This is a genomic window from Pseudoalteromonas sp. SG43-6 (genome assembly GCF_014164365.1).
Taxonomy (GTDB): domain Bacteria; phylum Pseudomonadota; class Gammaproteobacteria; order Enterobacterales; family Alteromonadaceae; genus Pseudoalteromonas; species Pseudoalteromonas rhizosphaerae.
Genome location: NZ_JACJEZ010000038.1, coordinates 38693 through 50640 on the forward strand (window position 1 = coordinate 38693; position 11948 = coordinate 50640).

Annotated in this window: 7 protein-coding genes and 1 pseudogene; 7 read left to right on the forward strand and 1 reads right to left on the reverse strand. The window is 39.2% G+C overall.

Annotated elements, in window-relative coordinates:
• Positions 1-32: 32 nt before the first annotated feature.
• The 7 genes from H5201_RS15750 to H5201_RS15780 all read left to right on the forward strand — a co-directional run bounded on the left by H5201_RS15750 (position 33) and on the right by H5201_RS15780 (position 11269).
• Positions 33-224 (forward strand): methylation-associated defense system helix-turn-helix domain-containing protein MAD1, encoded by a 192-nt coding sequence (locus H5201_RS15750; RefSeq protein WP_182785053.1) that lies wholly within the window; start codon positions 33-35, stop codon positions 222-224.
• Positions 221-2995 (forward strand): class I SAM-dependent DNA methyltransferase, encoded by a 2775-nt coding sequence (locus H5201_RS15755; RefSeq protein ID WP_182785054.1) that lies wholly within the window; start codon positions 221-223, stop codon positions 2993-2995. Before H5201_RS15750 ends, H5201_RS15755 begins: the two co-directional genes overlap by 4 nt.
• The gene (locus tag H5201_RS15760) at positions 2988-4256 is read left to right on the forward strand and encodes a restriction endonuclease subunit S (protein ID WP_182785055.1); all 1269 of its coding nucleotides are present in this window, start codon (positions 2988-2990) and stop codon (positions 4254-4256) included. The genes H5201_RS15755 and H5201_RS15760 overlap by 8 nt, the downstream gene beginning before the upstream one ends.
• On the forward strand, positions 4249-7509 hold the full coding sequence (locus H5201_RS15765; protein WP_182785056.1) for a type I restriction endonuclease subunit R: 3261 nt from the start codon (positions 4249-4251) through the stop codon (positions 7507-7509). Before H5201_RS15760 ends, H5201_RS15765 begins: the two co-directional genes overlap by 8 nt.
• Positions 7509-8216 carry a M48 family metallopeptidase gene (locus H5201_RS15770; protein WP_182785057.1) on the forward strand — a complete coding sequence of 236 codons (708 nt, stop codon included), beginning with the start codon at positions 7509-7511 and terminating at the stop codon, positions 8214-8216. Before H5201_RS15765 ends, H5201_RS15770 begins: the two co-directional genes overlap by 1 nt.
• Before the next feature lie 183 nt (positions 8217-8399).
• On the forward strand, positions 8400-10265 hold the full coding sequence (locus tag H5201_RS15775) for a hypothetical protein (RefSeq protein WP_182785058.1): 1866 nt from the start codon (positions 8400-8402) through the stop codon (positions 10263-10265).
• Between the two features lie 95 nt (positions 10266-10360).
• Entirely contained in the window at positions 10361-11269 is a 909-nt protein-coding gene (locus H5201_RS15780) for a hypothetical protein (RefSeq protein WP_182785059.1), read from the forward strand.
• A 14-nt stretch (positions 11270-11283) separates the two neighbouring features.
• Here the strand turns inward: H5201_RS15780 and H5201_RS15785 are convergent.
• Positions 11284-11817 (reverse strand): annotated as a pseudogene (locus H5201_RS15785) (site-specific integrase); the annotation flags it as partial.
• Positions 11818-11948 lie beyond the last annotated feature (131 nt).

An 11948-nucleotide genomic window follows, 5' to 3' on the forward strand; every position in this document is an offset into this window, starting at 1 on the left:
AAGCTTTATTAATCATATTTAGAGCTTATCTTATGTCTGATCAAATTCTGACACTCCAAGAAGTTGCGGAGTATTTAAAATTAACTGAAAAAACAGCATACCGCTTAGCGGCTGAAGGCAAATTGCCTGGCTTTAAAGTTGGCGGTGCATGGCGTTTCAAACGCGAAGACCTTGAAGCTTGGATTGAAGCTCAAAAGAACAATAATCAGAGACTTATCAAATGAAATTAAAACTGACCTTATCACGTCTTGAAAGCCTCCTTATGACGGCCTGTGATGACTTACGTGGCAGCATGGATGCAAGTGAATATAAAGAATATATTTTTGGCATGTTGTTCTTAAAGCGAGCTAGCGACTTATTTGATCAACGTCGAGTTGAACTTAAAGCTGAATATAAAAAACAAGGCATGTCTGATGCCGATATCGAGATTGAATTAGCAGATGCTGATAATTACGCGGGTAAATATTTTTTTGTTCCCCCAAGAGCGCGATGGAATGAGGGTTGGGATGAAGAAATTGTTATAAAAGACCAAGCTGGCAACATTGTCTTAGACCAAAATGGTAATCCATCTAAGGAAACTGTTAGGCGTCCTGCATTAAAGCACGTTAAAGAAAACGTGGGGACAACCTTAAACAAAGCCTTGGAAGCTATCGAAGATGCTAATCCAGAGGCATTACAAGATGTACTAAAAAGTATTAACTTCAACCGCAAAATTGGCTCGCGTACTCTAGACGATGACACCCTGGCTGATTTCGTACAAAACTTCGAAAAAATTCCATTAAAAGATGAAGACTTTGAGTTTCCTGATCTACTTGGTGCAGCCTATGAATGGCTAATTAAATACTTTGCTGACTCAGCCGGAAAAAAGGCGGGAGAATTCTATACCCCTGCTGAAGTTGTTCGTCTTTGTGTGGAAATTTGTGACCCACAAGAAGGCATGAGCATATACGATCCAACAGTTGGGTCTGGCGGTATGTTGATCCAAATGCGCGACTATTTACGTGAAAATGGTGGTAGTGCCGACGAAATGACCTTAAATGGTCAGGAAAAAATCGGCACTACGTGGTCTATTTGCAAAATGAACATGTTATTACATGGTATTTCTCATGCTGATATTCGCCAAGAAGATACACTGCGCGAACCTCAGCATTTAGACGACAACAACGAGCTTAAGCGCTTTGACCGAGTAGTTGCTAACCCACCTTTTAGCCAAAACTACATTAAAAAAGATCTTAAATTCCCTGGGCGTTTCTCGGTTATGTTGCCGGAAAAAGGCAAAAAAGCGGACTTAATGTTTGTACAGCATATGCTTGCGGTGCTCAAACATGATGGACGCTTAGCCACTGTCATGCCTCATGGAGTGTTGTTCCGTGGTGGTGAAGAGCGCGACGCACGTAAACACTTTATTACTAACGGTTATCTTGAAGCGGTTATCGGTTTACCCAGTAATTTATTTTATGGCACAGGCATTCCAGCCTGTATTTTAGTCATGAATAAAGTGGGTGCTGCCAATCGTGCTCATGTGTTGTTTATTAATGCCGATCGCGAATATCGCGAAGGCAAGGCACAAAATCATCTACGAGCAGAGGATATCGATAAAATCATCCATGCCTATCGTTCAGGCGGAAATATTCCAGCCTATGCACGACTAGTCCCTAACACTGAGATTGCTGAAGAAAACTATAACTGCAATATTCGTCGTTATGTTGACAATGCTCCTGCGCCAGAGCCACATGATGTGCGTGCACATTTACACGGTGGTGTGCCAATTTCTGAGGTCGACAGCTTAGAGCACTTTTGGGCAAACTATCCTCAACTTCGCGATGATGCCTTTGTACCAAAAGATCAATCTTATGTTGATCTAGCGCCGGTGATTAAAGACAAACGCGACATCGCTGACTTTGTATCAACTCATCAAAGTGTTACCTCAAGACACCAGCAAATAATGCAGCAGCTCGAAGCGTGGTGGCAATTAAACTTACCTATTGTTGAAGCACTAGCGCCTGACCCCGAAAACCAACACGATAAGCGCGGTAATAATGTTTACGTCATGCGCAGCCAACTGCTTGCCAGTATCGAAAAAGAATTAGCTGAACAAAACTTGCTAACCAACTCTCAAGTGCGGGGAGCCTTTGCTAAGTATGTTGATGGACTAAAAGCCGATTTTAAATCGATTGCAGCCAGCGGTTGGGGGCCAGAATTAATTCCTGACCAAGATATATTACAAAGCCAATTTCCTGGAGTATTGCAAGAGCTAGAAAACTCTCAATCCCGTTTGGCCGAATTACAATCATTGTTTGCTGCCTCCGATGAAGAAGACTTTGAAGATACAGAAGACAGTGGTGTCATGCCATCTACAGACGTTAAAACTAAGAATACCGATTTAAAGGCGGTCAACGCAGAATGGAAGGCACAGCTAAAAGAGCTAAAAGCATTATGCGCAAATATTTTCATCGAGCTTCAGGCTGCTAGTTTACTGCCAAAAGGTGCCAAAAAAGCCTTTTATTGTACTGAAGGGTTAGGTCAACAAGCACCTGAATTTGCTAACGGCCTGCGTATTTTCGAACTAGCTAAACAACAAAACCATCACTCAGAATACCTGCAACCTCTTCAACAGGCAGTTACACAAGGACAATTAGCATATGAGCGCAGCTTATCAATCACTACAACCCTTGAACGTCACAAAGTATTGGAAGACGAAGTAAAAGCTATTAAAGCCAATATCAAGGGTATTGAAGATAAACGAGATGACTTAGTACAAAGCGCCCGAGAAAAAATCTCCAACGATGAAGCTCGCATAGTTATTATCGAGCGTTTACGTTTGACTCTGATGAATACTTATAAAGCATACCTGAAAGCAGATCAGCGAGCATGTATCAAAGCCATTGAAAATTTATCGTTAAAATATGCGGTGACCGCTAAGACCATTGAGCGGGAACGTGACGCAGCTTCTCAACAACTTCAATCCTTTATGGTGGAGTTAGGATATGAGTGATTGGCAAATTCGCAGATTAGATGAATACATTGCTGATGGAGAAATTATTTTAGGTAGGGGAAACATTATCTCAAAAGATGATATAGATGCTCACCCTGGCCCATACCCAATTTATTCATCATCTGCACATAACAACGGTAAGTTTGGTGAATATGCTAAATTTATGTTTAATGAAGAGCTAGTTACGTGGTCCGTTGATGGTGGTGGCAGTCTATTTTATAGGCCTAAACATAAGTTTTCAGTGACTAATGTATGTGGATTTATGCGAGTAAAAGCTTCATATTTAGACGCCCAATTCATTTACTATTGTTTATCTAATCAACATAAGTACATGACTTTTGATTACACAAGCAAAGCACATCCAAGTGTAATTAAGAAGCTATATTCGCTTCCCAATATTGATTTGAAAATTCAACAAAAAATCGCGCATGTCCTTGCTGTCATTGATGAAACAATAGAAAAAATAGAATTGCTAATTGAAAAGTATCAGCAAATAAAAATAGGTTTGATGCAAGACTTGTTTACCCAAGGCATTGGCTCAGATGGCAAACTACGGCCACCTCGTGAACAAGCGCCAAACCTATACCATGATTCTGACTTAGGTTGGTTACCAATTGGATGGAGATGCGATACTTTAGAAAATGTTTTGGCGACTGTCCCAAATAATATGAGAAGTGGTCCATTTGGGAGTGCTTTGTTGAAATCTGAGCTAGTCGAAGATGGAATCCCTTTTCTTGGTATTGATAATATTCATATTGAGAAATTTGTTCCCAATTACAAAAGATTTGTTTCCGAACGAAAGTTTAATGAACTCAATAAGTATGCTGTAAGACCTAAAGATGTAGTGATAACGATTATGGGGACTGTTGGAAGGAGCGCAGTGATCCCTGATAATATTGAAAAAGCATTATCGTCCAAGCATCTTTGGACTATGACCCTAGACGCAGACAAGGTGATTCCAGAATTGATATGTTGGCAGTTAAATTATGCCTCTTGGGTAAAGTCATGGTTTCGACGAGAAACTCAGGGAGGAATTATGGACGCGATCCAATCAAAGACCCTTAAAAAATTGAAATTGCCATTTCCGCCCATTGATGAGCAAAACGAGATATTAAAACGCTATGCGGCGATAACTAATAAAATTGTAAGTGAGCAAAATAAGCTGAATAAATATAACAAAATCAAAGTAGGGTTAATGGACGATTTACTCACAGGAAAAAATGCTGTTTCAACACAAGATGATGAGGCTGTTTGTGTCTGAATACACGGAAGTTGAACAACCATTTCTTCAGCAATTAGCTGAGCTTAATTGGAGCAGTATCGATCAAGGTGAAGGTATACCTCAAGATCCCATAAAAAGCCTACGCTTTAACTTCCGTCAGTGGTTGTTGCCTGAGGTATTTGCAAAAGCCGTTGCAACTATTAATACCACCACTGATGGTAAGCCTTGGTTAACTGATAAACAGTTACAAGATTTACAAGATAATATATCACGGCAACCAAACAGAACCCTACTTGAAGCCAACGAAGCCATTCAAAAACTGCTGTTTAAATCTCAGGTTGATGTTAATGAGCTAACGGGTGAACAAGATCCGGTTGTTAAACTGATTGATTTTGCAAACCCTGAGAACAACGTTTTTCATGCCATTAATCAGTTTCGTATTGATACTCCAGGCTGTATAAAGCAGTTCATCATTCCCGACATTGTATTGTTCATAAACGGTATCCCGTTAATAGTTGTGGAGTGCAAAAAAGGCGGACCTACCTGCGCTAATCCAATGGCAGAGGCTTTTGAACAACTACAACGCTATATGAATAGGCGTAAGGCTACCCAAGAGCATGGGTTAAAAGAAGGTGAGCCTAGGTTATTCCATACCTCAATGATGTTAATTCGTTCAAGTGGTGTTGAAGCGGACTACGGCACTATCACGTCTGGTGAAGAACATTTTTACCCATGGAAAACCCAATGGCCGCAAAAAGACGATATTACTGAGGGCTGGAACCAACAACAGCAACTTGTCAATGGCATGTTAAATAAAACCAACCTGCTTAATATGCTTAGAACCTGTTCGGTATTCATGGACACCGACAGTGGACCCCGCATTAAAGTGGTATGCCGTTATCAGCAATTTAGAGCAGCGAACAAGATAATTGCCCGTTTGCGTGATGGCAAAACGGTACAAGATAAAAGCGGTGTGGTATGGCATACCCAAGGTTCGGGCAAAAGTTTAACTATGGTGTTTGTGGCGAGAATGCTGCGGTCATCTCGTGATCTCAATGATTACAAAATACTGCTTATTAATGACCGAGTTGATCTTGAAGATCAACTAGCTACCACAGCAACCATTATTGGTGGGCGGGTAAATACCATTGAAAGCCGCAAAGACTTGCGTGAGCATCTCTCAACGGACAGCTCCGACATTAATATGGTAATGGTACATAAGTTTCAGCTTCGTGATGAAACCTTGCCTAACACTGTTGCAGAGGCCTTAGGCACATACCAAGCTATGCCAACCAAGCAAACGTTTGGCATAGTGAACAATTCTTCACGTATAGTGTTAATGATTGATGAAGCGCATCGAACTCAAGGTTCGGACTTAGGTGATAACATTTTTGAAGCCTTTCCTAATGCTGCCCGAATTGCATTCACGGGTACGCCGTTAATTACTGAACGTCATGGAGCAAAGAAAACCCATAAGCGCTTTGGTACCTACATTGACGAATATAAGCTAATGGACGCAGTAAAAGACGGTACCACTTTGCAGATTTTGTATGAAGGTCGCACCTCAGATGATGCCCTTAATGATAAACATGGGTTTGAAACTAGTTTTGAAAACTTGTTTAAAGGGCGCAGTGACGAAGAAATATTGGCCATTAAGAAAAAGTATGGCGCAACTGGCGATATACAAGAAGCTGAAAACCGTATCAATGCCATAGGCAAAGACATTGTTAAACATTATCTAGAACACATTTATCCGAATCAGTTTAAAGCTCAGGTTGTGTGTTTTTCTAAACTTGCTGCTGTGCGTTATCAAACTGCAATTCATTCCGCATTGAGGGAGCATGTTGAAGTATTAAAGGCTGAAGCTAATCCTGACCTGGCACAAATTAAACGTATCGAGTTTTTAAAGGCGGCTGTGGTTATTTCAGGTGACGGCACCAATGAAGCGGCTTATATAACCAAAGCGCGAAAACAAGCAAAAGAGTGGAACGCGGTTGATAATTTTTGTCGATCGTTCGATTTAGATGACCCAGACAAGGTATACAGCGGCATTGCTTTTTTAATTGTGTGCGACATGCTGCTTACAGGCTTTGACGCACCAATAGAGCAAGTGATGTACATTGATAAAAAGCTCAGTGAACACACTTTGTTGCAAGCGATTGCTCGAACCAATCGAGTGAAGAAAGGCAAAAACCGTGGTTATGTTATTGACTACATTGGTTTGACAGAAAATTTGACTGACGCCTTAACCTTATATGCTGCCGCAGACGAACAACAAGAGTTAGTGAATGGCTTTAAAAGCATAACCTCAGAAATGCCAGTGTTAGAAGAGCGTTATCAACGCATATTACAGTTGTTTGCCCAACACAAAATACTAAAAGTACGTGAGTTTGTTGAAGGCGAATTACCCAATATTGAGGCAGATGCTGCGGTTGTGCATGAAGCGGTTAAATTGTTAAAAGATGAAAAAATACGCGCCGACTTTGATGTTTACCTGAAAAAATTCTTAATGAGTTTAGATATTATTTTGCCGCATCAGGCCGCACACAAGTATCGTGTTCCTGCTAAACGATTGGGTTATATTTTACGAGTAACCAAAGAGCGCTACAAAGACACCAGTTTGAATTTGGGTGATGCTGGGGCGAAGGTTAAAGACTTGATAAATGAACATTTAGTCAATTTAGGCATTAACCCTAAAGTTGATCCTGTTGAATTATTGTCTGAACATTTTATCGAAAATCTCAACAAAAATGCAGGCGATAATGCAGAAGCGAAAGCCAGTGAAATGGAACATGCTATTCGAAAGCATTGCACTGTTCACCATGATGAAGACCCCGCTTTCTATAAGAGCCTATCTGAAAAAGTCGAAAAGTTGATCACGCAATATCAAGATCAATGGGAAAAACTTGCTGAAGAACTAGACAAGCTTCGTACAGAAGCAAAAGAAGGGCGTAAGCAAGGCGAAGAGGGCATGAGCAAAGAAGCGACTACTTTTTACGAGCATATTGCTAGCCAAGCTTTTGAAGGTGGAAAAGTACCTGCTGACTCTAAAGCCAAAATGAAGGTGTTAATGGAGGCTATTGTCGAAACGTTGCAGGCAAGTATTGGCAGTATCGACTTTTGGAACAACCCCAATAAGCAGAAAAAAATACGTAGTGAAATAAAAACAGCGTTAACTTTAACGGGTATTGTCGAGTTAAAACAATACAGAGAAAGAGTAGCAATTGAAATTATGAAGTTGGCCAAAAACAGGCATGATGCACTTGTTCAGAATAATGATGGTGTTAACTGATGAATGCTAGAAAAGTACTGGATATTGAATACCAGTTATTGCCAGGTGCAGATCGTAAAACAACAGATATTGTTATAGAACGGAATGGAATTATTGCAGTACGGCCGCCATCAAATTATACGCCAGAACAAGTTGATGCAGTGGTTAAGAGCAAACGTATGTGGATTTATCGCAACTTAGCCGAATGGCGCGATTTGAACTCCACGGCAGTTGTGCGCGAATGGGTAAATGGTGAAACCTTTCTTTATTTGGGGCGTGCTTATCGTCTAGCACTCATAAACGAACAAGCTGAGCCACTTAAACTAATTGAAGGTAGATTTTGTTTAAAACGGCAGTTAGTTGATACAGGCGGTTCATCAGCAGCGAAGAAAGCGTTTGAGGTTTATTATGCAGATAAAGGCTTTCAACGGATTTCTGAACGGGTTAAATATTACGCCCCCAAAATTGGCGTTACAGCTTCCTCAATCAACGTCAAAGACATGAGCTTCCGTTGGGCTAGTTGCAGCAAATCAGGTGCCCTTAATTTCCATTGGAAATGCATGATGGCACCAGCAAAGATCATTGACTACATCATCGTCCACGAGCTATGTCATATGCACCATCGAAACCATTCAAACGCTTTTTGGAATGAAGTTGACAAAGTCATGCCTGATTATCGTGAGCGTAAAGAGTGGCTAAGAAAGAATGGAGCAGGGCTGAGTTTGTAATTTAGAAAGCAAAAGAGGTGCATAAGGCACCTCTTTTTAATGAATTGGTCTCGATCCTCTCCGGGACATTGCCTCAGTCAAAAGGGGAGACCGTCTTTTTCTGAATCAAAGACTTAAAGTGAATCTTTGATTAAAATTAGTTAATATGTTGATAATTATAACAGGATTTCAGATAGAGGCAAGATGCGAATAGATAAGAGCTTAAATCGGCAAGGACTGCTACCACAACAGCTTTTCTTCATAGAATGTTGGTCGAGTCTATCAAGCCGTAATAATATTGATAGTGACAGAGTAACTTATAACAACCCACTCAATGGCATAAATGAGCTCTTAGAGTTATACACTTTAGGTGAAAAATATAGAGCTTCAGCTAAACGTCGCCACATAATGACTGAGTTACTAGAAATGTTCGATAATGATCCGGTTCTAAAATCTGAAGTCTTTGAAGATATTCCAGAGCAAATATCTAGTCTTTTCAAGTCAAATGAATCAGGCATAATTGATTTTAAGGCCCTAGAGGATAGAAGAAAGTTAATAATTAGCTTTCTTACCCAGTTACGAAGCTTAGTTGAAAGACAATATATTAATGTCTCTATTGAAAAATTAAGACTGCTTTTAATTGCTAATGAACAATTTGGTGAGACTGTTTATGACAAAATTTATCAGGTAACAAATATGCTCCTAAGTTCTCTTTTGAACACAGGAATGCCACTGTCAGAATGCTATTTATTATACAAACACTATTTGATGAAGCGACGAACGTTAGCTGCGGGTGGATTGCAGCAAGATATTAATTTTGAGGATAGCTTTAATCTTTTTGTTGAAAAAATTAATAACGAAAAAGAACAAGTTCGGGTTTCATTAAAGCTTATTAGCCAAAGACTTTATTCATTAATTGAAAGCTCAGCCAATACAGTGAAGTTTCAAAATTGTGAGTTCGTTTTAATTGAGCACCCAAATAGAAATACAGTAGCGGTCAATATTGTAGTAGAGGCAGCTTCCTATAGTTCAGCTAGGGCAATTGCTGATACTGATCTTAATAATGCATTGGATATTATTGCTTACATGATGAATAGAGCAGACATCCAAATTGAAAGAAAATACAGTGCCTGTTCATTTGGGGCGGAAGGTCAGCCCATAGATATAAAGCATCTAAATGATTTAACTCAACCGATTGTTAATGGTTCTGATCGTTTAAGCTTTAGTGAGTTTAATTTATTTATAAGTACAGTTTCTCATTTGCAAGATATTGCCGATAAAAAAACTATACACAAAGTAAACTCAGCATTTAGGTTTTATCAAAATGGTGTTACTGATAGCACTCAAGAAAGTAGATTTACAGCTTACTGGTCTGCTCTTGAATCTTTAACTTTAGGAGTACATGATGAGTCACTTGGTCACGATGAGCATGTAATATTATCGGTTCTCCCATGTATAGGTTTGGATTATCCCGTAAAACAATTATTTGCTTTAAGAGGTGTTTCTAAAGAGTTGCGTTGGCAGCCGTTCACTTTTGGGCAATCAGATATAGATTTTAAAACAGCTAACCTCGGTGAGATCTACGAAGCAATAAAAGATCAAAATCTGGTCAATGATTTATATATCAGACTTAATGACTACCCATATGCAAAATATCGTTTTGAAAAATTTATTTTGCAGTGTGCTTGCCCGTATAAGCTTGGTATAAAAATACAAAAACACCAAAGCAAGGTAGAGCTGCAGATACATCGGTTGTATCGTGTTAGGAATGCTATTGTACATAATGCTTCGGCACAAGATAGACTGGATATGTTGGTCGTAAACCTTGAGCATTATCTCCGAGGAACGCTTAATGCTATGGTATATATGATGAAAGCTGCATCCAGTATTTCTTCCCCTGAAGAGGCATTTAATCGTTATCAACATCTAGCAAATGAAATCTTGACTGAACTAGACCCCTCATACCCTCTATCAGCCAAAAAACGTGAAGGTATGAGGAGTCAAATAGCAAACGGCTCGAGGCAGCTTAACGATACTAAGTTAGTCAAATGGCTAGTTATGCATAGTTAATCATTGATATTTGAATTTTTATCTCAAAACCTCTTGCTCTCGCCTTATCAAAATTGTGATATAATAAGAAAAATAAATGTTTACACGGAAGTTATATGTTTAAGTTTTTCAAAGCCTCATCGATAAAGAGTGAAGAAAGCACTTCACAAAATACGCTTCAACCAGATACAGATTTATATGAAATTAATGGCGTTGTTGTCAGTAAAGCTGATGTTGAAAAAACATCAGCTTTACTTAAAAAACAAGCTATTGATAGAATTGAAGGTTTAGAGCTTAGAGCAGGCGAAATTCTTGTTCATAGAGGAAGGTTCATTTCTTTTATTGATGTTCTTGATAAGCCAATATGGCTATCAAGGTCTCGAAATGCAGAGCACTACTCTCGATGGTGTGATTCAGAGTATGGGGTTGAAACTAAGTTTAATCTTTTCGCTGAAGTAAATGTTTTATATGTAAATCACGACTGGGAAAGCCACATATTACAGTGTCCAAACTTGTTTGGCTCAAAGTGGAACACTACACTTTCCGAAGCTTTGAAATCTCTTGGTTATGATGGGGTATTAACAGTAGGAAATGGTACTACATCAGAGATTATGCTTGCGGCCCCTCAGCATAGTATTCAGCCACTCGATTGTATGAGAAACCTAACTGAGCAAATTACTCAGTTGGATTCTATTTTTGCAACTAAGATGAAAAGTAATAAGTCGGTCACTGTTCATAGCCTTGTTCCCAAAGACAGTAATGATTACTTTAAAACACCTAGCTTCAGATGGTTTGAATTGACTAAAGACTCAATAGAGGACAATGTGGTTGATAAAGAAATAGAATCTAGGCACTATCAAAATATTTCCATGATTCAAGTCTCTAATGAGGAGCTATCAAGTTTGGATAGCTCATTTTTTCCTAGTAGTTTAAAAATGGCTTTGTATCGAAAAGGTGTAAAAGCCTTAGTAGTTGATAATTCAATTTTCATTTGCAAGACTTGTGAAGGCTGGATTGACTCCTAATTTGTAATAAAATCCTAAACTAATAGAGCAATTTGGTCAGCTAATAGCTGATGAGCTTTAACTCGTTCTTCAAAAAAAGCATCCCTATTATAAATTCCTTCAACACCTTTTTTGACATGATTAATACATTTTTCAGCAACCTCAGAGCGGACTTTGTTTTTTGACATCAATGTCCTTGTTGTTCGCCGTAAGTCGTGAATAACAAAATATCCTACGCCTGCGGCACCTAAAACATCACCTGTGCTACTTTTTAATCTACCTGTTTTTTTACCGAATAAGTTGGTTAAAGCATGGTTTAGAGTGTCATCGGATATATATCCTCGGCGCTTACTCTTTCGGCGAGATGGAAATACATATGGTGAGTTACTAGCTCTGAGTTTCAATTCGTTGAGCCATATTTGGGCTTGCTGGGGTATCGGAATATCAATAGCTACACCGTTTTTAGCTCGTTCCTCTGTAAGCCGCCATATGGTATTGTCTCCATTAAACTCATCCCACCTCAGTGCTATTAGCTCCCCCTTTCTCACTCCTAAAATAACCAACAATGCGACAGCTGCGTATTCTCATGACTTTGATCACCGATTCTCATCAGCTTTGATCACCTGATTTATCATTTTGTAGAGCCGTTTTTAAATTAGCTTAACTGATCATCATCAGTCAATTTATTTAACTGTTTTCG

Excerpts from the sequence above, each read along its gene's own strand:
- H5201_RS15750 (WP_182785053.1), top strand. The coding sequence starts at position 33 with ATGTCTGATCAAATTCTGACACTCCAAGAAGTTGCGGAGTATTTAAAA.
- H5201_RS15755 (WP_182785054.1), top strand. The coding sequence starts at position 221 with ATGAAATTAAAACTGACCTTATCACGTCTTGAAAGCCTCCTTATGACG.
- H5201_RS15760 (WP_182785055.1), top strand. The coding sequence starts at position 2,988 with ATGAGTGATTGGCAAATTCGCAGATTAGATGAATACATTGCTGATGGA.
- H5201_RS15770 (WP_182785057.1), top strand. The coding sequence starts at position 7,509 with ATGAATGCTAGAAAAGTACTGGATATTGAATACCAGTTATTGCCAGGT.
- H5201_RS15775 (WP_182785058.1), top strand. The coding sequence starts at position 8,400 with ATGCGAATAGATAAGAGCTTAAATCGGCAAGGACTGCTACCACAACAG.
- H5201_RS15780 (WP_182785059.1), top strand. The coding sequence starts at position 10,361 with ATGTTTAAGTTTTTCAAAGCCTCATCGATAAAGAGTGAAGAAAGCACT.